This window comes from Streptomyces sp. Ru73 (genome assembly GCF_002920575.1).
In the GTDB taxonomy this organism is placed as follows: domain Bacteria; phylum Actinomycetota; class Actinomycetes; order Streptomycetales; family Streptomycetaceae; genus Streptomyces.
Genome location: NZ_PQSQ01000116.1, coordinates 1 through 22,580 on the forward strand (window position 1 = coordinate 1; position 22,580 = coordinate 22,580).

The window sequence follows — 22,580 nt, forward strand, 5'->3', positions numbered from 1 at the left end:
TCCCAGCTGCCCCGGCCGGGCCTCTCCGGGGCCGGCATCTCGGAGATCGCCATCCCCGGTGTACGCGTCACCCGGCTCCTCCAGGTGCCGGCGGACTCGGAGTACACGGACGCGCCGGCCACCACGTACGCGCTGCACCGGGGCAGCGACCCCGGCGGCCTGTCCCCGGTGTCCGCCGAGACCGGGCTGCACCGCCAGTTCCGCACCGGGGCCGACGGCGCCTACACGGTGTCCGCCGAGGCGCTGGCCGTACCGGGGCGTGCCCTGGATGCGCTGCTCATGAAGGTGGCGCCCGAACAGCGCGACCGGATCACCGTCACCGCCGACTCCACCAGCCGCACCGGACAGTCCCTCAGCCCGCGCAACCTCGTGGACGGCGATCTGACCACCGCCTGGGTCGCCGGGGACAAGCCCACCGTGCACCTGCGCTGGCCCGGCAAGAAGAAGATCGACACGATCGTGCTGCCCGCGGCGGGCGGCATCTCCACCCGCCCCGAACAGATCCTGATCAACTCGCCCTACGGAGCGGCGACCGCCGGCGTCGACGAGAACGGCATGGCCCGCTTCGATCCGATCACCACCGACCGTCTCGACATCACCGTCTCCCGGGTCAAGCCGCTGACCATCCACAACCCGGTGGCGGGCCGCCCGCTCCAGCTCCCGGTCGGCCTCAGTGAGGTCTACATCCCGGCCCTGAAGAAGTACCGCACCCCGCCGCCCAAGAAGCACGCGCGCTTCTCCCTGCCCTGCGGCAAGGGCCCCGAACTCACCGTGGACGGCGTCCCGTACGCCACGAAGGCCGCGGGGGAAGTCCGCGATCTCGTGCAGCGCCGCCCCGTCAAGGTCGAGCTGTGCCGCTCCAAGGGCGGCCGGATCGCGCTGCCTTCGGGGCGGCACCGGGTGGAGGCCGGTGACCGCGGGCCGCTCGCGCTCACCGACGTCACGCTCCGGCGCGGCACCCCGGCGCCGACGGCCGCCGCCCCGCGCCGGGTCATCGCCGGTGCCGGCTGGTCGGGCGACAGCCGCGACGCGTACATCGGCCCCGGGCGCGCGGTGTACCTGCAGACGTACGAGAACGCCAACGACGGCTGGCACGCGACCCTGAACGGCCGCGAGCTGACCCCGCTGCGGGTGGACGGCTGGCAGCAGGCGTTCCTGGTGCCGGCCGGCGGAGGCGGCACGGTGCACCTGTACTACGCGCCGGCCGCGCAATACCGGACGGCGCTGGTCGCCGGTGGCCTCGGTGTCCTGCTGGTCGCGGCATGCGCCCTGATACGGCGGCGGCAGCGCCCGACAGAGGCACTGCTGCCGCCGCCCGCGCCCTCGTGGGTGCTCGGCGTGCTCGCGCTCAGCGCCGTACTGGCGCTGGTGGCCGGGCCGTTCGCGGCGGTCGTGCCGGTGCTCGCGCTGCTCGCCCGCGCCCGTCCCGTACTGCTCGCGCCGCTGGCCTTCCTGGCGATGGCGGCGGCCGGCGTCGTCGCGTCCTTCGCGCCCGGTCTCCCGGCCGCGCTCGGCCGCGGCCCGTTCAGTGCCCCGGCCCAGGCCCTCGCGCTGCTCGCGCTGGCCGCTGCGCTGGTGACGGTACCGCCGGGCCGGCTGTGGCCCGCGGCGCTGACACCGGGCCGCCGGAAGCGGCGGGCCCCCGCGGCGGGCGCTGCCGAGGAAGGCCCCACCGAGCAGCTCCCGGCCGGCGAGGGGACAGCGGTGGCCGGGGAAGAGGCCACGAAGCCGCTGCCGGCCGTCGAGGGCGAGGAGGAGCCGTCGCCGCCCGGCGGTGCGGCCCCGCCCGGTTCCGAGGACGACACGGCCGTCCTGCCGCCCGTCCCGGCCAAGGAGCCGTCGGCCGAAGAGCCCTCGGCCGGGAAACCGTCCGCGGACGAACCCACCGGCGAGGAACGCGCCACCGAGGAGCAGCGCCAACGGCCCCCGCTGCCGCGCCGCCGGAAGAAGCGCACGAGCGAACCTCCCGAGGGAGAGGAGCCCACGCCGTGACCGCGCCTCCTCCGGTCCACGCACCGGGGCCCACCGCGCACGCCGCCCGGCCGGTCCCCTTCCCCCTCGTGGACGAGGTCGCGCGGCACTGCGCCCAGGAGGCCGAGCCGGAGACCGTACACGTGGAGGTGCATCTGCCGGGACCTGTGGACGACGCGCGCCTGCGGGCCGCCTTCGGGCAGGCGCTGGCGCGGCACCCGAGGGCACTGTTGCGGCAGGCTCCCGTGCGCTGGTGGCACCGGCACTACATGTGGCAGCCGGCCGCCGCGCCGGAAGGGGACCCCGTGTCCTTTCCCGAGCCGGGCCCCGAGGCACTGCGCCGCGCCCGGGAGCGGGCACTCGCCCAGTGCCCGCCCTTGGACGCCGCGCCGCCCGTGCGGCTGGAGGTGATCCCTCAGGAGGCGCGAGGCACCGTGCTGCTCCTCACCGTGCCGCACACCGCGCTGGACGCCCCGTCCTGCCTGCGCCTGCTGGCGACCACCGCCGAACTGTACGGCGGCGCCGCCAACTCCCCCGCGCCGCCGCCCGTACGCGCCCCCGAGGCAGCCGTACGGGGCACTCGGCGCGGGACCGCGGCGCCGCGCGGCGGATGGCGCCGTCCGGCCCGCGTGGCCGCCGACCGCGGCCGCACCGCGCCCGGCAACGGCATGCTCCTCACCGAACTGCCCGTACCGGACCGGCCGCCGCGCGCTCAGGGGGCGCGGCCCCCGCACACCGTCAACGACCAGCTCCTGGTGGCCGCCTGCCTGGCGGTGACGCGCTGGAACCGGCTGCACGGTGCGCGCGCCGCGCCCGTGGTCCTGACGATGCCCGTAGACGACCGGCCGCGCGGTACCGGTATGCCGCTCGGCAACGGGACACGGCTGGCCACGGTGGCCTTCGGACCAGCGGACCTGCGGGACACGAGACTGCCGGGTGGCTCCTGGCCGCCGGACCCGGTGGTGGTCGCCCGGCTGCTGCACCGGACGGCGGCCCGCACCGGCGCTCTGAAGGCGGCCTCGGGACCCCAACTGGGGCGCGCAGGGGCTCTCCTGACCGTGCCGGTGCTGCCGGTCGGAGTACGGGCCGCCCTGACCCGCGGCGCGCGGGCCGTGGCCGCGCCCTGGACCTCCACGGCCCTGCTGTCCAACATCGGCCGGCTGCCCTATCCGTTCGACTTCGGCACCGGGAGCGGCCGGGCCACCCGGGTGTGGTTCTCCGCACCGGCCCGTATGCCACGCGGGCTGTCCCTCAGCACGCTCTCGGCCGGCGGCCGGATACAACTGGCGCTGCGCTGGTCCCGGGCGCTGCTCGACGACGCGGCGGGGGCCGCGCTCTGCACGCTCTTCGAAGAAGCTCTCGCGGCGACCTCCTGGAGGGGCGCATGACGACGACCGGTGCGCGGCACGGCCCCGGTGGCCTGCGCGACTTCTACGAGAACCCGTTGGTGCCCGTCGCCTCGGGGGCCGAGCGGGGGCGGCGGCAGGCGGTGATGCTGGCCCGCGCGCTCGGCCCCGCCGGGCCCGGCCGGGACCCGGCCGTCGTCCTGGACGTCGGCTGCGGGGACGGCACCGCCGCGGCCACCGCCCTGCCGTACCTCGCCGGCCACCGCCTCATCGGCGTCGACTGGTCGCAGGACGCGCTGCGCCGTGCGGCGGACCGCATCCCGCACGTGGTGCGCGGCGAACTGACCGGCCCCGGGCTCCCGTTCGCCGATGGAGCGGCCGACGCGGTGCTGTTCAGCGAGGTCGTCGAGCACCTGGTGGACCCCGACGCGGCCCTGGACGAACTGCGGCGCGTCCTGCGCCCGGGCGGCCATCTGCTGCTCTCCACGCCCAACCTCGCCGCCTGGTACAACCGCGGCCTCCTGCTGGCCGGTGTGCAGCCGGTGTTCTCGGAGGTGAGCCTGCGCGGCATTCATGGCCGTCCCGGCAGCCAGGTCGTCGGCCACCTGCGGCTGTACACGGCCCGTGCGCTGCGCGGCTTCCTGACCGCTGCCGGGTTCGAGGTCGTACGGATGGCGGGCGCGCCGTACCACGATGTGCCGCGTCCGCTGCGCCCGTTGGACCGGGCGGCCTGCCGGGTGCCGTCGCTGGCGTCGATCCTGCTGGTGCACGCCCGCCGGGCGGAGCGGTGACCGTGGCGGGGTGGGGCGTGGCGGCGGCGCTGCTGGCGAACGTCCTGTACAGCTGCGGCTTCGTCCTGGAGAAGCGGGCGCTGGGCCGGCTGCCCCCGTTGCGCGTCCGGCGGCCGGTCCGGGTCGTGCGGCGGCTGCTCGGCAGTCCGCTCTGGCTGGCCGGCTCGCTGGCGCTGGCGGCCGGGTTCGCGGCGCAGCTGGTGGTCTACCGCACGCTGCCCGTGGCGGCCGCCCAGGGCCTGTTCGCGGCCGGTCTGGTGCTGGTCCTGCTGCTGTCCTCGGTGGCGCTCGGGGAGCGGACGACGGGCCGCGAGCGGCTGGCGACGGTGGCGGTGGCGGCCGCGCTGGTGATGGTGGCCGTCTCGCTGCGCGGCCCGGACGCGGCGGAGGTGGGCCGTACGGCGCGGACCGGCACGCTGCTGGCCTGCGCGCTGCCCGCACTCGTCGCGGGGCCGTGGCTGTACGCGGCGGCCGGGCGCCGGGCCCGGCGGCGCCACAGGGCGGCGGGTTCTGGCGTGTCCTACGGGGTGGCGATCGGGCTGCTGTACGGGGTGAGTTCGCTGGCCATCAAGGGGCTGGCCGGGCTGCCGGAGGCCGCGGGCGCGTTCGCCACCGGAGGGGGCCGGCCGCCGGACCTCCATGCGCTGCTCGCCGCCTTCCCCGCCCTGTGGGCCACGCCGTACCCGTATCTGCTGCTGTGCACGGGTGCGGCGGGTCTCGTGCTGTCGCAGGCGGCGCTGCAGCGCTGCCGGGCGTCCCTGCTCGTCCCCGTGTGCACGGCCGTGAGCGGGGTCTTCGCCGTCGTGTGCGGCACGGTCGCGTTCGGCGAGCCGCTGCCCGGCGATCCGGTGCGGCTGGTGCTGCGGCTGGGCGGTACGGCGCTGGCGCTGGGCGCCCTGCTCGCCATGGACCGGGGCGCGCCGCCGGCTACGCCCGCGCCCGCGCCGTCCGCACCGGCGCCCGCTGTGGTGTCCGGGCGTACCGTCTCCGTCACCCGCCGGCGTACGGCCGATGCCGTCCCGCCACCGGACTCGTACTAGGGAGCTGACGCATGAAGCCGGACGACCCGCTGCTGCGGATACTCGCCTGCCCCCTCGACAAGGGGCCGCTGACCCTCATCACCGCGGACGACGCGCTCTACAACCCCCGGCTGCGACGCCGCTACCCCATCGTGGACGGCATACCGCAGTTACTGCCCTCCTCGGGCGAGCAGGTCTCCCCCGAAGAGCACGAGCAACTGCTGGCCCGTATGGTCACGGCCGGCGGCGCCTCCGGTGCGGCGGGCTCCCCCGAAGGCGAGGGCCGGCCGTGACGCTCGCCGCCCGGCTCGCCCCGCACCTGCCGCCCCGGCTGGTCTCCGCCGCCGCGACGCTGCTCTACCCGCGCTTCGAACCCGAGCTGCGGCGGCTCTCCGACTTCTGCCGCCCCGGGGGCACGGCCGTGGACGTCGGCGGCTGGTACGGGCCGTGGGCACGGCACCTGGCGCGCCGCGCCGACCGGGTCGTCACCCTGGAGCCGGTGCCGCACCTGGCGCGGCTGCTGATGGCCGTGGCGCCCGACAACGTCGAGGTGGTGACGGCCGCGGCCGGCGACCGTTCGGGGACCGCGACGCTGTGGCTGCCCCCGGGGGGACGCGGCGACCGCGGCGTCTCCTCCCTGGTCCGGCGCCGGCTGCATCGCAGCGCCCTGGAGGTCCGCTGCGTGGCGCTGGACGAGCTGGAGCTGACCGACGTCACGCTCATCAAGATCGACGTGGACGGCGGCGAACCGGCCGTGCTGCGCGGCGCCGAGCGCACCGTCGAGCGGGACCGCCCGGCGCTCTTCGTGGAGCTGGAGACGCGCATCCAGCCGCTCGGGCCGGTCCTGGAGTGGATCACGGAGCGCGACTACCGGGGCTGGGTGCTGCCCGGCGACCGCTGGCTGCCGCTGGCCGCCTTCGACCTTCCGGGGCACCAGGCCCGCACGTCCTACGTGGCGGAGCACGGGCTGGTGCGCCGCACGCTCGTACCGCACCGCAGGTACGTCAACTCCGTGCTCTTCCTGCCGCGCGGCCACGGGCCCGGCGACCCCGCGTACCGTACGAACCCCGCCGCCACCCGCGCCGTACTGCGCGACGATGTGCGGCATGAGCCCTACGGATGACCCCGGTCCCGATGTCCCCGGCCCCGACGTTCCCGGCACGGAGGGGCCCGGGGCGGACGCTGACGGCCCCGGCGGACCCCGGACGTCCCCCGCGCCGCGGAGCCGGCTGCGCGAGCCCGAGCGGCCTCCCCAGGGGCCGCTGGGCGTGCCGGGCCGGCTCGGCTTCCAGCTCGTCCTGCTGCGCCGGATGGCCGACCACCAGCCGGGGCTGGTGGAGGACGCGCTGCGCACGCTGGGTGCGACCCGACCCGAGATGCGCGAGGCCAACCGCCGCTGGCAGGCGATGAGCCGCTCCCCGAAGTCGCGCGGCACGCTCCAGCGGTACCGCTCGGTCCTCGGTCCCCCGGAGACCGACACCGAGCGCCGGGTCGGCGACCTGGCCTGCCGGGCGCTGACCTGGCCGGTGCCGCTCTGGCCCGAGCTGCGCTTCGAGGTGCTGACCGCGCCCGGAGGCGCCGTGTGGAACGAGTGGCTGGTGCGCGCCCCGGGTGCGCCGGGCCCCGTACTCCGAACGGCCGAGGACCTGGAGCCGTGGTGCTGCACCGTCGATGAGGTCGCACGCGCGTTCCCGCCGGCGCGTCCGATGGAGGGCTCGGCACCCACCCGGTGGCGGCTCGGATTCGCTGCTCCGGGCCCGTCCGGGCGCCCCGTACGGCTGATCGCGGAGTTCACCTGGGGCCTGCTGCAGCGCCTCGTGGAATAGGCCCGTGGCGGGCCCGCGGGTCCCTCACACGGCCCCGCTCAGCGGGCAGCCGGGCGCGTACGGCAGAAGGATGACGGTCGAGAGGTGTGCTGCCGCTCCTGCCCCAACCGGCCCACCCGCGGAGGAACCCCATGACCACCAGCGTTGCGCAGCTGCGTCGTTGCTCGGTCGCCGTCGACCTCGGCGCGGCGCGCACCCGGGTGTACGTGAAGAACCACGGCCTGATCGTCGACGAACCGACCGTCACGGCCGTCAACAGCCGCACCGGCGCGCTCATAGCCGTCGGCGCCCGCGCCGAGTACATGTCGGGCCGCACCCCGGACCACATCCGGGTGGTCCGGCCGGTCTCCCACGGCACGATCGTGGACATCGAGATGGCCCAGCGGCTGCTGCGGCAGCTCGTGGGCGACAAACTGCGCCGCGCGTGGCGGCGCAAACCCACCATGCGGGCAGCGGTCTGCCTGCCCTCCGGGAGCGAGCCGCTGACCCAGCGGGCCGCCGTGGAGACGCTCACCGGGATCGGCGCCCGGCGGGTGGAACTGGTCGACACGATGGTGGCGGCGGCCGTGGGCTGCGGCCTGCCGGTCGAGCAGCCGGAGGCCACGATGATCGTGGTCTGCGGGGCCGGGACGACGCAGGTGGCGGTCCTGTCCCTGGGCTCCATCGTGGCCTCGGAGACCGTGCCCGTAGGCGGCGACGCCATCGACCACGCCGTCGTCCAGCATCTGCGGCTGCACCACGAGGTGATGGTCGCCAGTCAGAACGTCCGTCCGCTGCACCTGATGCTCGCCGGCACCGGCGACTCCGGGCCCGGCCACACGGAGGTGCACGGCCGGGACGTGGTGAGCGGCGAGGCCCGCTGCGTCCGGGTGGAGCCCGACCGGGTGCGCCGCGCCATCTCCGCCCGGCTCACGGGCATCCTCGACGCCATCAGCGACGTACTGCGGCGCTGCCCGCCCGACCTGGTCGCCGACCTCGCCGAGCGCGGCATCATGCTGGCCGGCGGCAGCGCGCTGGTACCGGGCCTGGAGCCGATGATCCGGCAGGGCACGCTGATGCCCGTACAGGTCGCCGAGCGCCCGGACACCTGTGCCGTACAGGGCCTGGCCGCGATGATCGAGGGCCATGTCTCCCCACTGGAGCTGGCCCCACTGACCCCCTGACACCGCGCTCCCATGAACACGGCGGAGCCCACGAGCCGGGCGGCTCGCGGGCTCCGTACGTATGACGCGGGCCGCGCGTGGATGAGGGGCTGCGCAGGACGCACCCGTATGTGACGCGCGCCCCGCACACAAGAAGCACAGCGCGGACGCACCCGTAGAGGCGGCGCGGCCTCGCCTCCGTACGGACGGCTGAGCACCGCCCGCGAGCGCCGCAGCGCGTCCGGACCGTCGTCTACGGCGTCCGCGTGTTCCAGGCCACCACCGCCGGGCGGTCGTGCTCCGTACCGAGTACGCCGACCGCGCCGGTCTCGAAGGTGAACAGCGCACCGGCCGACGCGGGCAGGCCGAGCCGCCGCGCCGTCAGCACCCGCAGGAAGTGCGCGTGCCCCACCAGCGCGACATCGCCGTCGCCGTCCGCCGCCAGCCGCGGTGCCAGCCGGGCCAGTACGCGGTCGGCACGGGCGCCCACCTCCTCGGGCGACTCGCCCGGATGCCCCTCGGGGCCCGGCGGGACGCCGTCGGTGAACAGGAACCACTCGGGGCGGGTGCGGTGGATGTCCACCGTGCAGACGCCTTCATAGGCGCCGTAGTCCCACTCCATGAGGTCGGGCTCGACCTCGAAACGGGTGAGACCGGCCAGCTCGGCGGTCCTGCGCGCCCGCGCCATGGGACTGACCAGCGTCAGCCCCACCTTCCGGCCGGCGAGCAGCGGGCCCAGTTCCCGGGCCTGCTCCTCACCTCGTCCGGTGAGGGGGAGGTCGGTCCAGCTGGTGTGCTGTCCCGAACGGCTCCACTCCGTCTCACCGTGCCGGATCAGCAGCAGCTCACTCACTGCCGCCCTGCTGCTCCTTCTGGGCCTCCTCGACGGAGGCGCGGACCTCGTCCATGTCCAGGTTGCGGGCCTGGCCGATGACGTCCTCCAGGGCCTCCTCGGGGAGCGCGCCGGGCTGCGAGAAGACCGCGATGTTCTCCCGGACGATCATCACCGTGGGGATCGACTGGATCTGGAAGGCCGCGGCCAGCTCCGGCTGCGCCTCGGTGTCGACCTTGGCGAAGACCAGGTCCTCGTGCTTGTCGGAGGACTTCTCGAAAACCGGCGAGAACTGCTTGCAAGGACCGCACCACTCGGCCCAGAAGTCGATGAGGACGAAGTCGTTCCCGGAGACGATCTCGTCGAAGTTTTCCTTGGTGAGCTCTACCGTGCTCATGTACTTTCCCTGCTTCCGGTCCGGTCGTCGGTGTACAGCCGCGTCAACGAGACGCGGAGAGGCATATTGCACCAGGTTGTACCGGATGTCCCACTCCGCGACCCGCGCCACGCGGCCGTCCGGCACCCCTGCCCACACAGCGCCGTCCTAGACATACGAATTCCCCCGAATCCGGTAAGCACCGGAATCCGGGCGCGCTGCCCCCTCCCGCACCGCCCCGCGGCGCCCGGCGGCGGGCACGGCGGTCAGGACTGCCGTGCCCGCAACCCGTCGAAAACCATGCTGGTCAGCGCGTCGGCCATCGCTTCCACGGTCAGTCCGCCGTCCGGGCGATACCACTCGATCAGGGAATTGACCGTGCCGAACAGCAGCCGGCTGGTCAGCCCCGGTTCGATGTCGCCGCGCAGCCCGCCCTCGGCCGCAGCGCGCCGTACCAGCTCCGCGACCCGGTGATCGAACTCACGCCGCCGCTCCAGGGCCCGCTGCTCCGCGTCGCTGTTCCCGTGCACGCGCAGCAGCAGCGTGACGTAGGGCAGCTCGGCGGCCAGCGTCTCGACGCTGCGCCGTACGGTGTGCTCCAGCCGGGCCGTGGCGTCCGCGTGCGCGCCGCACGGCTCGTCCAGCACCGCGAAGAGCGCGTCCAGCGCCCGGTTCACGGCCAGGTCGAGCAGCTCCTCCTTGCCGGACACATGGTGGTAGATCGAGGACTTGCTGATGCCCAGGCGGCGGGCCAGCTCCTCCATGCCGGTGCCGTCGTAGCCGCGCTCGTTGAACACCGCGACCGCGACCTCCACGAGGGAGTCGCGGTCGTAGGTGGTCCGGCCCTGCCGTGCCCCCGGCTTCCGGTCGGGTGGTCTGATCATGCCCTCACTCTGACACGGCGGGCGCCCGGCCCCGGGGCGGGCCGGCCGTTCCGGCTCGGCGCCCCGGGGGCTCAGCCCTTGTCCCGGAGGTCCCTGATGCGCTTGATCTTGCCGACCGAGCGCTCCAGCGTCTCGGGGTCGACGACGTCCACGCTCACCGTGACGCCCACGCCGTCCTTGACGTCCTTGGCGATCGCCGCGGCGGCCGCCGTGCGGGCCTCGGTGGCCGCGTCGGCGCGCGCCTCGACCCGTACGGTCAGGTGGTCCATCCGGCCGCGCCGGGAGAGCTCCAGCTGGAAGTGCGGGGCGACCGCGGGGGTGCGCAGCACGATCTCCTCGATCTGGGACGGGAAGAGGTTCACCCCGCGCAGGATGATCATGTCGTCGCAGCGCCCCGTCACCTTGGCCATCCGGCGGAAGTTCGGCCGGGCCGTGCCGGGCAGCAGCCGGGTCAGGTCGCGGGTGCGGTACCGGATGATCGGCAGCGCCTCCTTGGTCAGCGAGGTGAAGGTCAGCTCTCCCTCCTCACCCTCGGGCAGCACCTCGCCGGTGACCGGGTCGACGACCTCGGGGAAGAAGTGGTCCTCCCAGATGTGCAGCCCGTCCTTGGTGTCCACACACTCCTGGGCGACGCCGGGTCCGATGACCTCGGAGAGGCCGTAGATGTCCACCGCGTGGATGTCCATCCGCTCCTCGATCTCGCGGCGCATCTCCTCGGTCCAGGGCTCGGCCCCGAAGATGCCGATCTGCAGGGAGGACGTGCGCGGATCGATGCCCTGGCGCTCGAACTCGTCGAGGAGGGTGAGCATGTACGAGGGCGTGACCAGGATGATCTCGGGCCGGAAGTCCTGGATGATCTGCACCTGACGGGCGGTCATGCCACCGGAGGCGGGGATCACCGTGCAGCCCGCGCGCTCGGCGCCGTAGTGCGCGCCGAGGCCGCCGGTGAACAGCCCGTACCCGTAGGAGTTGTGCACCTTGTGGCCGGGCCGGCCGCCCGCGGCGCGGATGGAGCGGGCGAACACGTCGGCCCACATGTCCAGGTCGGCGTCGGTGTACCCGACGACGGTGGGGCGGCCCGTCGTACCACTGGAGGCGTGCAGTCGCCGGACGTCCGCCATGGGGACGGCGAACATCCCGAAGGGGTAGGTGTCGCGCAGGTCGGCCTTGGTGGTGAAGGGGAAGCGCGCGAGGTCGGCGAGGGTGCGGCAGTCCTCGGGGCGGACGCCGGCCGCGTCGAACTTCTTGCGGTACAGCTCCACGTTCTCGTAGGCGTGCCGCAGCGTGGCCCGGAGGTGCGCGAGCTGCTGCGCCCGGAGCTCGTCGAGGCTCATCCGCTCGCCCGCGTCCAGCAGTTCGGCGGGGAGCGGGGCGCCGGTCTTGCGCGCTCCGCCTGCCGCGGCCGTCAGGTTGCTGCCCATGCTGCTCATTCCTCCACACCTCGGATCACACGGCTTCGCCCCCGGAACTCCGCGATGACTTCCTCGCCCCGCCGGACCGTCACGTCGTATATCCCGCTGCGTCCGTACCGTGCCCGTTCCTCGGCCCTGGCGAGCAGGACGTCGCCCCGCCCGGCCGGCGCCACGAAGGTCACGTCGGCGCCGGCGGCCACGGTCACCGGGCCGTGGCTGTTGCAGGCGCAGGCGAAGGCGGTGTCGGCGAGCAGGAAGAGATAGCCGCCGTGAGCGATGCCGTGCCCGTTGACCATGGTCTCTCCCACGGTCATACGGAGCAGCGCCGAGCCCTCGCCGGCCTCCAGCAGTTCGATGCCGAGCCGCTGCGACGCCTGGTCCGCGGCGAACATCCGCTGAGCCGGTCCGGAGTTTTCCACAGGCACATCAACCACCCTTGCTGCCCGACCGAACATTCGGTTAGCGTGACGACGCGGTTAAACAATCAGCATCTGAAGTGCCTGTCAAGAGGTGGACTGCCTTGTCCGAGAGCGTCACTGACCGAGCCGACGACCTTTCCTCCGGTCGCGCCACTGACCGTCCCGACTTCTTCGCCCGCCACGCGGACCTGCTGCGGCAAGCCGTCGCAGCGGCCGGCGACCGCGACCACTGGTCGCCGCATCCGGAGTCGCCGAGCCCCAAGGTGTACGGCGAGGAGGCGGCACCCGCGGGCGAGGCCGCCTTCCGCGCCCACCTGGGCACGGCCTTCAAACTCCCCGGCCACCCGCAGAGCGGCACGGTCGCCGTCGCCGAACGCTCTCCGTACGGCCTCGCGCTCGACGTCGACTACCCGCGGGTCACGCCCGAGGAGGCGGTGGCGGCGGCGAAGGCGGCGGCCCCGGCCTGGCGCGCGGCCACGCCGGACGTTCGCGCGGGTGTAGCGGCCGAGATCCTCTCCCGGCTGAACGCGGCGAGCTTCGAGATCGCGCACGCGGTGCACCACACGACGGGCCAGCCCTTCGTGATGGCGTTCCAGGCGGGCGGGCCGCATGCCCAGGACCGCGGCCTGGAGGCGGTGGCGTACGCCTGGGCCGAGCAGAAGAAGCTGCCGGCCGTGACCCGCTGGACCAAGCCGCAGCGCAAGGGCGAGCCGCTGGTCATGGAGAAGACCTTCACCCCCGTGGGCCGCGGGGTGAACCTGCTGATCGCGTGCAACACCTTCCCCACGTGGAACGGCTACCCGGGCCTCTTCGCCGGCCTGGTCACGGGCAACCCCGTGATCGTCAAGCCGCACGCGGGCGCGGTCCTCCCGCTGGCCATCACGGTCCGCATCGCCCGCGAGGTGCTGGCCGAGGCCGGTTTCGACCCGGACGTGGTGCTGCTCGCCGCCGAGACCGCCGACCAGCGCACCGCCGCCGAGCTGGCGCTGCACCCGGACGTCCGGGTCGTGGACTTCACCGGCTCCAAGGAGTTCGGCAACTGGCTGGAGGAGCACGCCCGCCAGGCCGTCGTGTACACGGAGAAGGCCGGCCTGAACACCGTCGTGCTGGACTCCACCGACGACTACAAGGGCCTGCTGCGCAACCTCGCCTTCTCGCTGTCGCTCTACAGCGGCCAGATGTGCACCACCCCGCAGAACCTCCTGGTGCCGCGCGACGGCATCCGTACGGACGCGGGCACCCGTACCGCCGCCGAGTTCGCCGAGGACCTGGCGGGCGCGCTGGACAAGCTGCTCGGCGACCCGCAGCGGGCGGCCGGCACGCTCGGCGCGATCGTCAACGACAGCGTGCGGAAGCGGCTTTCGGAGGCGGCGTCCGTGGGCCGGGCCGTGCACCCCTCGGAGACGCTGGCGCACCCCGAGTACGACGGCGCCACGCTGAGCACGCCGCACGTCGCGCTGCTGGACGCGGCCGACGACGCCGGGACGTACACCCGGGAGTGGTTCGGGCCGGTCTCCTTCGTGATCGCCACCGACTCCACCGAGCACAGCCTGCGGGTCTTCACCGAGACGGTCCGGGAGCACGGCGCCCTCACCGCCACCGTGCACACCACCGGCGAGGACGTCCTGGCAGCCGCCCGCGCCGCCGCCTTCGAGGCGGGCGTCCACCTCTCGGAGAACCTCACGGGTGCGGTCTTCCCCAACCAGACCGCCGCGTTCAGCGACTTCCACGGCAGCGCGGCGAACCCCGCCGCCTCCGCCACGCTCACCGACTCCGCCTTCATCACCGGCCGCTTCGACGTGCTCCAGTCCCGCCGCCACGTCGCCCCCGGCGCGGCCGCCACCGAGGAGGGCTGACATGTCCGACGAGGTCTTCCTGGTCGACGGCGCCCGTACGCCGCAGGGCCGGTACGGCGGAGCGCTCGCCTCCGTGCGCCCCGACGACCTGGCGGCGCTGGTGGTCGGCGAGGCCGTACGCCGCGCCGGTGCCCCCGCCGAGGCGGTCGACGAGGTCATACTCGGCGCGGCCAACCAGGCCGGCGAGGACAACCGCGACGTGGCGCGGATGGCCGTCCTGCTGGCCGGCCTGCCGCACACCGTGCCCGGTTACACCGTCAACCGCCTGTGCGCTTCCGGCCTGACCGCCGTCGCCTCGGCCGCGCAGGCCATCAGGGCGGGCGAGGCGGACCTGGTGGTGGCGGGCGGCGTGGAGTCGATGACCCGCGCGCCGTGGGTGATGGAGAAGCCCGGCACGCCCTGGGCCAAGCCGGGCCAGGTGCACGACACGTCGCTGGGCTGGCGGTTCACCAACCCGAAGTTCGCCGCCGCGGACCGCGGGACCGCCGGGTCCGGGCCCGAGACGCCCAAGACGACGCTCTCCATGGGCGAGACCGCCGAGGAGGTGGCGGCGCTCGACGGCATCACGCGCGCCGAGTCCGACGCCTTCGCGCTCCGCAGCCACCAGCGGGCGGTCGCCGCGCAGGAGGCCGGCCACTTCGACCGGGAGATCGTTCCGGTCCCGGTCAAGGGCCGCAAGCCCGGTACGGACACCGAGGTGACGCGGGACGAGGGCCCGCGCCCCGGCACCACGCTGGACAAGCTCGGCACCCTGCGCACGATCTTCCGCCAGAGCGGCATCGTGACGGCCGGCTCCTCCTCGCCACTGTCCGACGGCGCCGCCGCGCTGCTGGTCGCGAGCGGCGAGGCGGTCCGCCGGTACGGGCTGACGCCCCGGGCCCGCGTCGTCACCTCGGCCTCGGCGGGCCTCCAGCCGAACCTGATGGGCCTGGGCCCCGTCCCGGCCACGGAGAAGGCACTCGCCCGTGCCGACTGGAAGATCTCCGACCTGGACGCGATCGAGCTGAACGAGGCGTTCGCCGCGCAGTCCCTGGCCGTGATGCGCCGGCTCGGCCTGGACGAGGACAAGGTCAACGCCGACGGCGGCGCCATCGCGCTCGGCCACCCCCTGGGCTGCTCCGGCGCCCGCATCCTGCTGACACTGCTGGGCCGACTGGAGCGCGAGGACGCCCGCAGGGGCCTGGCCACGCTGTGCGTCGGCGTCGGCCAGGGCGTCGCGATGCTGGTGGAGCGAATATGAGCGGCCCGACGACGACCCGGCCCGACGGCACGGCGCCGCTGCCCTGCACGCCGGCGGACGCGCCGCAGGCGGATGCCGGGCTGCATGCGGGCGCCGGACCGTACGCGGACGCCGGACCGTACGCGGGCTCCGGACCGTACGCGGACACCAGGCCGCACGCGGGCGCCGGACCATACGCGGGCTCCGGGCTGCACGCAGGCGCCAGGCCGCACGCGGACACCAGGCCGCACGCGGGCTCCGGGCCGTATGCGGGCTCCGGGCTGCATGCGAGCTTGGAGCAGAGGGGCTTGGAAAAGAGGGGCTCGGGGAAGCGGGGCCGGGCGGAGAAGGGAGAGCGGTCGTGAGCACGGCAGCGAAGGAAACCGGTGCGGGCACGGCACCGGAGGCGGTAGGTGTGATCGGCGGCGGCCGGATGGGCGCGGGGATCGCGCAGTCGTTCGCGGCGGCCGGTTCGCGGGTCACGGTCGTCGAGAGCGGTGCCGAGGCCGCGGCCGCGGCGCTGGACCGGGTGGCCGGCGGGCTGGCCCGGGCCGCCGAGCGCGGCAGGCTCGCCGAGCCGGCGGAAGCGGTGCTGGCCCGGGTGAGCACGGTCGGCTCCCCCGAGGAGCTGCCCGGCGACGTCCGGCTGGTCGTCGAGGCGGTGCCGGAGGACGCGGCGCTGAAGGCGAAGGTGCTGGCGGCGGCGGAGGGGGCGGTGTCCGACGACGCGGTCCTGGCCACCAACACCAGCTCGCTGTCGGTCACGGAGCTGAGCACGGCGCTGCGGCGGCCGGCGCGCTTCCTCGGCATGCACTTCTTCAACCCGGTGCCCGCCTCCGCGCTGATCGAGCTGGTCGTCGCGCCGGACACCGCGGACACCACCCTGGAGTCGGCGCTCGCCTGGACGCGTGCGCTCGGCAAGACCGATGTGGTGGTCAAGGACTCCCCCGGCTTCGCCAGCAGCCGGCTGGGCCTCGCGCTCGGCCTGGAGGCGGTGCGGATGGTCGAGGAGGGCGTGGCCGAGCCCGCCGCGATCGACGCCGCGATGAGCCTGGGCTACAAGCACCCCATGGGCCCGCTGCGGCTCACCGACCTGGTCGGCCTGGACGTGCGCCTGGCGATCGCGGAGTACCTGCAGTCCACGCTGGGCGAGCGCTTCGCGCCGCCCGCGCTGCTGCGTGAGAAGGTGGCGCGCGGCGAGCTGGGCCGCAAGACCGGACAGGGGTTCTACACATGGGAGTGAGCCCCGCGCAGCCCGCCGGCGCCGCGCCGGCGGGCCACGGCGTGACGTACCGCCGTGAGGACGGTGTGGCGGTCATCGAGCTGGACCGCCCGGACGCCGGGAACGCCCTGGACACGGCCATGAAGCAGCAGCTGCTCGGCGCGGTCCGCCGGGCCGCCGACGAGGGCGGCACCGTACGGGCCGTACTGCTCACCGCCCGCGGCAAGGCGTTCTGCGTGGGCCAGGACCTCAAGGAGCACGCGCGGGCGCTGGAGGACGGCGCCGAGGCGGCGTTCGCCACGGTCACCGAGGAGTACAACCCGGTCGTCCTGGCGCTGCGCGCGCTCGCCCCGCCGGTCGTGGCGGCCGTCGAGGGCGCGTGCGTGGGCGCGGGGCTGGGCCTCGCGCTCTGTGCCGACATACGGGTGGTGGCGGCCGGGGCCCGGTTCGCCACCGCCTTCACCGGCATCGGGCTGGCCGCCGACACGGGGCTGAGCGCGTCGCTGGCCGAGGCCGTCGGGCCGTCCCGGGCCGCCGGCCTGTTCCTGCTGGGCGACCGGTTCGGCAGCGAGGAGGCACGGGACTGGGGGCTCGCCCACCGCGTGGTCCCCGACGGCACGGCGGCCACCGAGGGCCTGGCACTGGCCGGGCGGCTCGCGGAGGGCCCGACCCTGGCGTACGCCGAGGTCAAGCGGCTGCTGCGGGGTGCTCCCTGCGCGGACCTGCGGGAGGTGCTGGCTCGGGAGGCCGCGGCGCAGACCGCCCTCGGCGCGACCCGCGACCACCGTGCTGCCGTCCGGTCCTTCCTGGACCGCGAGCGGCCCGTCTTCGAAGGGCGCTGAGCGCGGGCCCGCCCGGCATCCGCAGGCGGGCCCCGCCGGTCGTACAGATTCACGACTGCCTCTTGCCATACACGCCGCCATACACGAGACTAAGTAACCGAACGAACGGTCGGTTGGGAAGGATGGACATGCCAAGCTCTGCCTCCTCGTCGCCGGGCGACACCGCGGCGCCGCCCCCGGAGCAGGACCTCCAGGCGCACTTCGACCGCACCATCGCCCGCGACCAGCGCGTCGAGCCGCGGGACTGGATGCCCGAGGGCTACCGCAAGACCCTGGTCCGGCAGATCGCGCAGCACGCCCACTCCGAGATCATCGGCATGCAGCCGGAAGGCGCGTGGATCACCCGCGCCCCCTCGCTGCGCCGCAAGGCGATCCTGTTCGCGAAGGTCCAGGACGAGGCGGGCCACGGGCTGTACCTGTACTCGGCGGCGGAGACGCTCGGCGCCGACCGCGACGACCTCACCCAGCGCCTGCTGGAGGGCCGACAGAAGTACTCCTCGATCTTCAACTACCCGACCCCGACCTTCGCCGACGTCGGCGTCATCGGCTGGTTCGTGGACGGCGCCGCGATCTGCAACCAGGTCCCGCTGTGCCGCAGTTCCTACGGGCCGTACGCGCGGGCCATGGTGCGGGTGTGCAAGGAGGAGTCCTTCCACCAGCGCCAGGGGTACGAGCTGCTGCGCACGATGATGCAGGGCACCCCGGAGCAGCGCGAGATGGTCCAGGACGCGGTGAACCGCTGGTGGTGGCCGTCGCTGATGATGTTCGGCCCGCCGGACGACAACTCCCCCAACTCCGAGCGGTCGATGGCCTGGCGCATCAAGCGGCACTCCAATGACGAGCTGCGGCAGAAGTTCGTGGACATGACCGTGCCGCAGGCCGAGAAGCTCGGCGTCACCCTCCCGGACCCCGAGCTGCGGTGGAACGAGGAGCGGGGCCACCACGACTTCGGTACGCCGGACTTCGACGAGCTGATGCGGGTCATCAAGGGCGACGGGCCGTGCAACGCCGAGCGGATGGAGCGGCGGCGCAGCGCCCACGAGGAAGGCGCCTGGGTGCGCGAAGCAGCCGCGGCGTACGCCGCCAAGCAGGCCCGCCGTGCACAGGCGGGCGAGCGGGCCCGCGGGGAAGAGAAGGAGCACGCCGCATGAGCGAGACGCAGGGGACGCAGGGGACGCAGGACGGCACCAAGGGCCAGTGGCCGCTTTACGAGATCTTCGTACGGAGCAAGCGCGGGCTGAACCACGTGCACGTCGGGTCGCTGCGCGCCGCCGACGACCGGATGGCGCTCACCCACGCCCGGGACCTCTACACCCGGCGGAACGAAGGCGTGTCCATCTGGGCGGTGCGCAGCGAGGACATCGCGGCATCCACGCCAGATGAGAAGGACCCGTTCTTCGCGCCCAGCGGCGACAAGGTCTACCGCCACCCGACCTTCTACGACATCCCGGCGGATGTCCCGCACATCTAGTCCGAGCAGGAGCAGCTGAGACATGGCAGCCGACATGAGCGAAACGCGCGACGCGGCCGACGAGCACGTGTACCTCTCCCTCACCGAGGGCGACGACGGCGACGCCCGCTGGGCCTTCGGCACGGGCTTCGCCGACCCGCTGCACGGGGTCCCGACGGCGCTGCCCGAGGGCGTGGACGGCGCGGCGCTGGCCGCCGTCTGCACGGCCCTCGGGGACGACGCGCTGGTCAGCGCGCAGCGGCTCGCGGAGTGGTGCACCCGCGCCCCCGAGCTGGAGGAGGAGATGGCACTGGCCAACATCGGCCTGGACCTCCTCGGCCAGGCCCGGCTGCTCTACGCCCGCGCCGGGCAGGCCGACGGCACGGGCCGGGACGAGGACGCGTACGCCTACTTCCGCGACGCGGCGGACTTCCGCAACGTACGCCTGGCCGAGCTGCCCCGCGGCGACTTCGCGTTCTGCGTCGGGCGGTTGCTCGTCCTCTCCGCGTGGCGGCTGGCCCTGTTCGAGCGGTTGGCCGACAGCCCCGACCCCGTGCTGGCGGCGGTGGCCGCCAAGGGCGTCAAGGAGCTGACGTACCACCGGCAGTACGCCGCGGAGTGGGTCGTCCGGCTCGGCGACGGCACGGCGGAGTCGCACCGCCGGATGCAGGCGGCCTGGACGGAGCTGGCCCCCTGGCTGGAGGAGCTGTACACCGACCGGACCTGCGAGGACTTCGGCGCTCCGGCGGCGGAGGCGGCCGGGGCGACCCGTGCGGTGCTCGGCCAGGTACAGGCGGCGGCCGGGCTGACCGCTCCCGAGGCCGCCCCGGAGCCGGGTTCCGGCCGGTCCGGTGACCACACCGAGCACCTGGCGCCGCTGCTCGCGGAGTTGCAGGAGGTCGCCCGCGCCCACCCGGAAGCCGCGTGGTGACGATGAGCACCACGGCACCGTACGAGAGGGCGGCACGCGCGGTGTCGGCGCGCGGTACCGCGGCGCGGGGGACGACGGCGCGCGAGATACCGGCGGCCGGCCCGGCGTCGGCACCGCAGGACACGACCTCGCACTGCACGACGACGCACGCCAACGCGCCACAGGACACGACCGCGCGCGGCACGATCACACACGCCAACGCGCCACAGGGCACGATCACACACGCCAACGCGCCACAGGGCACGACCGCGCACGCCAACGCGCCGCAGGACACGGCAGCGTACGACGCGGCAGCGGGCCGCCCCGCCTCGCACGCGGCGGACGGCCGGGCCTCGCAGGAGACGGACGGCACGGCATCGCACGCGCCGGACGACGGCACGGCACCGCACGAGACGGCCAGCACGGCCTCGCACGGGACGGGCGACACGGCACCGCATACGGCGACCGGCGCGGTACCGCACGCGGCGGCGGGCAGCACCGGCTCGCACGAGACGGCCGGCGCGACACCGCACAGGGCGGAGGACACGGCACCGCACGCGGGCGGCGCGGCACCGCAACGCACCGGCGACGCGCGTCGGCCCGTGCTCCGTGTGGCGCCCGAGGCCGGTGCGACGCGTGCCGAGCGGATCGCCTCCGAGGTGGTCGATCCCGAGCTGCCCATGCTCACCCTCGCCGAGCTGGGCGTGCTGCGCGGGGTCGAGGTGGCCGGGGACGGCTCGGTCACCGCCACCCTCACCCCGACCTACTCGGGCTGCCCCGCCATGGCCGAGATGCGGGCCTCGCTCGCGGCGCGGCTGCGCGCAGCGGGATACGCAGACGTCCGTATCGAGACGGTGCTGGACCCGCCGTGGACGACGGACTGGATATCCGACGAGGGCCGCCGCAAGCTCGCCGAGCACGGCATCGCCCCGCCAGGCCCCGCGCCGCGCCGCACCGAAGGACCGGTACTGCTGGACCTCTCGCCGACCCGGCGGGCCGTCCCCTGCCCGCGCTGCGGCTCCGCCGACACCGAGGAGCTCTCCCGCTTCGGCGCCACCTCCTGCCGGGCGCTGCGCCGCTGCCGCAGCTGCCGGGAACCGTTCGAGCACGTCAAGGAGATCTGATGACCGCCCCCACCGCGCCCGCCTCCCCCGCCGCCGCGGCGGCCCCGGCCCGCCGGCGTCCGGCGTTCCACTCCCTCCGCGTCGCCGCCGTCGAGCCGCTGACCGAGGACTCCGCCGCCGTCTCGTTCGACGTTCCCGAGGAGCTGGCCGAGGAGTTCGCGTTCGCGCCGGGCCAGTCGCTGACACTGCGCCGGCGGATCGACGGCCGGGACGAGCGTCGCTCGTACAGCATCTGCGCCCCGGCCGGCGCGGCCCCGCGCATCGGCGTACGCGTCGTGCCCGGCGGGCTGTTCTCGTCCTGGCTGGTCAACGACGTACGCCCGGGCGACACGGTCGAGGTGATGGCGCCGACCGGCTTCTTCACCCCGGATCTCACCGTCCCCGGCCACCACGTACTGATCGCGGCCGGCTCGGGGATCACCCCGATGCTCTCCATCGCCGCGTCCGTGCTGGCCGCCGACGACACCTCGCGCGTCACGCTCTTCTACGGCAACCGCCGTACCGCCACCGTCATGTTCGCGGACGAGCTGGCCGACCTGAAGGACCGTTTCCCCACCCGTTTCCAGCTGGGCCACGTGCTCTCCCGCGAGCCCCGCGAGGCGGAGCTGTTCTCCGGCCGCCTCGACGCCGACCGGCTCGCGGCCCTCATCGGTTCGCTGGTCGACGTGGCCGATGCCGACCACTGGTGGCTCTGCGGCCCGCACGGCATGGTCCGCGACGCGCAGGCGGTGCTGTCCGGCCTCGGCGTGCCCGAGGACCGCGTACACCAGGAGCTGTTCTACGCGGACGACGAGCCGGTGCGGGAGGCGCGGCACGAGGAGACCGCGGCCGACGGGCCGGTCAGCGAGGTCACCATCACCCTCGACGGCCGCACGACCACCTCGCCGCTCCCCCGCGACCGGGCCATACTGGACGGCGCCCAGCAGGCCCGCCCCGACGTCCCGTTCGCCTGCAAGGGCGGCGTCTGCGGCACCTGCCGCGCCCTGATCCGCGACGGCGAGGCGGACATGCGCCGCAACTTCGCCCTGGAGACCTCCGAGGTCGAGGCCGGCTACGTCCTCACCTGCCAGACCTTCCCGGCCTCGGACACCCTGACGGTCGACTTCGACAGCTGAGGCCGGCGTCCCGCCCCGGCACCTCCCGGCGCAGGTCCAGCCAGACCGCGAGCCGTACGTCCGGGTCGTCCAGGTCCAGCGGGAACAGCTCGCGGATGCGCCGCAGCCGGTGCCGGAGGGTGTTCGGATGGACCGTCAGGCGGGCGGCGGCCGAGGCCACGTCGCCGACCTCGTCGAGCCAGGCCGTGAGCGTTGCCGCGTACGCCGTGCCGTGCTCGTGGTCGTGGGCCAGGAGGGCTGCGACGCCGGGCAGCCGTAGCCAGGGGGCGCGGTCCAGTTCGTCGCCGAGCCGGTCGAGCAGGATCCGGTGCCGGACGTCCTCGGCCGTGGCCGCCGGGCGGCCGGGCCCGTCCCCGGCCGTTGCGCGCAGGACGTCGTCCGCCTCGCGGCGCAGCGCGGCGAGCTGCAGAGCGGTGCACGGCCGGGTGACGGCCGCGCGTACGCCGTCGCCGACCGCCGGGCGGACGACGGCCAGCGCCGCGTCGGCGAACCGCCGGGCCGCCGCGGCCCCGGTGGCGGGCAGCAGCACGTACGCGGCGTCGACGGTGGCGGCCACGGTCGCCGCCTCCCGGTGCGCGGCACAGTGCCGCACCAGCGCCGATTCGAGGTGCCCGAGCAGCGCGGCACCGGACGTCTCCGCGCCGAACGATTCCGCGCCGGCCCCCGCACCCGGACCGCCCGGCCCCGACGCGGAACGGGATACCTCCGCACCGGCCTCCGCGCCCGGACCAGACGCAGAACGGGACGACCCCGCACCGGCCCCCGCGCCCGGACCAGACGCAGAACGGGACGACCCCGCACCGGCCCCTGCACCCGGACCAAAC

General features: G+C 74.7%; 22 protein-coding genes and 1 pseudogene. 17 read left to right on the plus strand and 6 right to left on the minus strand.

The genetic code is table 11. From position 1 onward, the window contains the following. The 8 genes and pseudogenes from C3486_RS32115 to C3486_RS32150 form a co-directional block, all read left to right on the plus strand. Positions 1 to 1,992 (plus strand): annotated as a pseudogene (locus tag C3486_RS32115) (DUF3367 domain-containing protein); the annotation flags it as partial. Beyond that, positions 1,989 to 3,359 (plus strand): condensation protein, encoded by a 1,371-nt coding sequence (locus tag C3486_RS32120; protein ID WP_103836390.1) that lies wholly within the window; start codon positions 1,989 to 1,991, stop codon positions 3,357 to 3,359. The pseudogene C3486_RS32115 and the gene C3486_RS32120, both read left to right, overlap by 4 nt. After that, positions 3,356 to 4,108: a bifunctional 2-polyprenyl-6-hydroxyphenol methylase/3-demethylubiquinol 3-O-methyltransferase UbiG gene (locus C3486_RS32125; RefSeq protein WP_103836391.1), complete on the plus strand. Its 753-nt coding sequence runs from the start codon at positions 3,356 to 3,358 to the stop codon at positions 4,106 to 4,108. The genes C3486_RS32120 and C3486_RS32125 overlap by 4 nt, the downstream gene beginning before the upstream one ends. A 2-nt stretch (positions 4,109 to 4,110) precedes the next feature. Next, the gene (locus C3486_RS32130) at positions 4,111 to 5,148 is read left to right on the plus strand and encodes a DMT family transporter (protein ID WP_258053128.1); all 1,038 of its coding nucleotides are present in this window, start codon (positions 4,111 to 4,113) and stop codon (positions 5,146 to 5,148) included. An 11-nt stretch (positions 5,149 to 5,159) separates the two neighbouring features. Continuing rightward, the gene (locus tag C3486_RS32135) at positions 5,160 to 5,420 is read left to right on the plus strand and encodes a Trm112 family protein (RefSeq protein WP_103836392.1); all 261 of its coding nucleotides are present in this window, start codon (positions 5,160 to 5,162) and stop codon (positions 5,418 to 5,420) included. Beyond that, a complete protein-coding gene (locus C3486_RS32140; RefSeq protein WP_103836393.1) occupies positions 5,417 to 6,250 on the plus strand; it encodes an FkbM family methyltransferase in 834 nt (277 codons plus the stop codon). Before C3486_RS32135 ends, C3486_RS32140 begins: the two co-directional genes overlap by 4 nt. Further along, entirely contained in the window at positions 6,234 to 6,953 is a 720-nt protein-coding gene (locus C3486_RS32145) for a hypothetical protein (protein WP_258053129.1), read from the plus strand. The genes C3486_RS32140 and C3486_RS32145 overlap by 17 nt, the downstream gene beginning before the upstream one ends. Positions 6,954 to 7,084: 131 nt before the next feature. After that, positions 7,085 to 8,116, plus strand: coding sequence for a rod shape-determining protein (locus C3486_RS32150; protein ID WP_103836394.1), 1,032 nt, complete (start codon positions 7,085 to 7,087; stop codon positions 8,114 to 8,116). Positions 8,117 to 8,348: 232 nt separating this feature from the next. On the opposite strand, the gene C3486_RS32155 is transcribed toward C3486_RS32150, so the two are convergent. From C3486_RS32155 to paaI, 5 genes are all read right to left on the minus strand, one after another. Continuing rightward, a complete protein-coding gene (locus C3486_RS32155; RefSeq protein ID WP_103836395.1) occupies positions 8,349 to 8,948 on the minus strand; it encodes a histidine phosphatase family protein in 600 nt (199 codons plus the stop codon). Beyond that, a complete protein-coding gene (trxA, locus tag C3486_RS32160; protein ID WP_308461279.1) occupies positions 8,941 to 9,462 on the minus strand; it encodes a thioredoxin in 522 nt (173 codons plus the stop codon). The genes C3486_RS32155 and trxA overlap by 8 nt, the downstream gene beginning before the upstream one ends. A gap of 107 nt (positions 9,463 to 9,569) precedes the next feature. Next, a complete protein-coding gene (locus tag C3486_RS32165; protein WP_103836397.1) occupies positions 9,570 to 10,187 on the minus strand; it encodes a TetR/AcrR family transcriptional regulator in 618 nt (205 codons plus the stop codon). 71 nt (positions 10,188 to 10,258) lie between these two features. Beyond that, the gene (paaK, locus tag C3486_RS32170; RefSeq protein WP_103836398.1) at positions 10,259 to 11,608 is read right to left on the minus strand and encodes a phenylacetate--CoA ligase PaaK; all 1,350 of its coding nucleotides are present in this window, start codon (positions 11,606 to 11,608) and stop codon (positions 10,259 to 10,261) included. Positions 11,609 to 11,613: 5 nt separating this feature from the next. Continuing rightward, positions 11,614 to 11,991, minus strand: a complete 378-nt coding sequence (gene paaI, locus C3486_RS32175; protein WP_258053132.1) for a hydroxyphenylacetyl-CoA thioesterase PaaI — start codon at positions 11,989 to 11,991, stop codon at positions 11,614 to 11,616. Between the two features lie 128 nt (positions 11,992 to 12,119). Between paaI and paaN the strand changes: the two genes are divergently transcribed. The 9 genes from paaN to paaE all read left to right on the plus strand — a co-directional run bounded on the left by paaN (position 12,120) and on the right by paaE (position 21,756). Beyond that, positions 12,120 to 13,874 (plus strand): phenylacetic acid degradation protein PaaN, encoded by a 1,755-nt coding sequence (gene paaN, locus C3486_RS32180; RefSeq protein ID WP_103836400.1) that lies wholly within the window; start codon positions 12,120 to 12,122, stop codon positions 13,872 to 13,874. A 1-nt stretch (position 13,875) separates the two neighbouring features. After that, a complete protein-coding gene (locus C3486_RS32185; RefSeq protein WP_103836401.1) occupies positions 13,876 to 15,114 on the plus strand; it encodes a thiolase family protein in 1,239 nt (412 codons plus the stop codon). Positions 15,115 to 15,526: 412 nt separating this feature from the next. Then, the gene (locus tag C3486_RS32195; RefSeq protein WP_258053134.1) at positions 15,527 to 16,336 is read left to right on the plus strand and encodes a 3-hydroxyacyl-CoA dehydrogenase family protein; all 810 of its coding nucleotides are present in this window, start codon (positions 15,527 to 15,529) and stop codon (positions 16,334 to 16,336) included. Continuing rightward, on the plus strand, positions 16,327 to 17,157 hold the full coding sequence (locus C3486_RS32200) for an enoyl-CoA hydratase/isomerase family protein (RefSeq protein WP_103836404.1): 831 nt from the start codon (positions 16,327 to 16,329) through the stop codon (positions 17,155 to 17,157). The genes C3486_RS32195 and C3486_RS32200 overlap by 10 nt, the downstream gene beginning before the upstream one ends. 128 nt (positions 17,158 to 17,285) lie before the next feature. Beyond that, positions 17,286 to 18,308: a 1,2-phenylacetyl-CoA epoxidase subunit PaaA gene (gene paaA / locus C3486_RS32205; RefSeq protein WP_103836405.1), complete on the plus strand. Its 1,023-nt coding sequence runs from the start codon at positions 17,286 to 17,288 to the stop codon at positions 18,306 to 18,308. Then, positions 18,305 to 18,628 carry a 1,2-phenylacetyl-CoA epoxidase subunit PaaB gene (gene paaB, locus C3486_RS32210; RefSeq protein ID WP_103836406.1) on the plus strand — a complete coding sequence of 108 codons (324 nt, stop codon included), beginning with the start codon at positions 18,305 to 18,307 and terminating at the stop codon, positions 18,626 to 18,628. The genes paaA and paaB overlap by 4 nt, the downstream gene beginning before the upstream one ends. 22 nt (positions 18,629 to 18,650) lie before the next feature. Then, a complete protein-coding gene (paaC, locus tag C3486_RS32215) occupies positions 18,651 to 19,538 on the plus strand; it encodes a 1,2-phenylacetyl-CoA epoxidase subunit PaaC (RefSeq protein WP_258053131.1) in 888 nt (295 codons plus the stop codon). Positions 19,539 to 20,119: 581 nt separating this feature from the next. Beyond that, positions 20,120 to 20,641: a 1,2-phenylacetyl-CoA epoxidase subunit PaaD gene (gene paaD, locus C3486_RS32220; RefSeq protein WP_103836411.1), complete on the plus strand. Its 522-nt coding sequence runs from the start codon at positions 20,120 to 20,122 to the stop codon at positions 20,639 to 20,641. After that, a complete protein-coding gene (gene paaE / locus C3486_RS32225) occupies positions 20,641 to 21,756 on the plus strand; it encodes a 1,2-phenylacetyl-CoA epoxidase subunit PaaE (protein WP_103836407.1) in 1,116 nt (371 codons plus the stop codon). The genes paaD and paaE overlap by 1 nt, the downstream gene beginning before the upstream one ends. On the opposite strand, the gene C3486_RS32230 is transcribed toward paaE, so the two are convergent. Further along, the gene (locus C3486_RS32230; protein ID WP_181138763.1) at positions 21,701 to 22,312 is read right to left on the minus strand and encodes a CdaR family transcriptional regulator; all 612 of its coding nucleotides are present in this window, start codon (positions 22,310 to 22,312) and stop codon (positions 21,701 to 21,703) included. The genes paaE and C3486_RS32230 overlap by 56 nt on opposite strands. Positions 22,313 to 22,580: the final 268 nt, after the last annotated feature.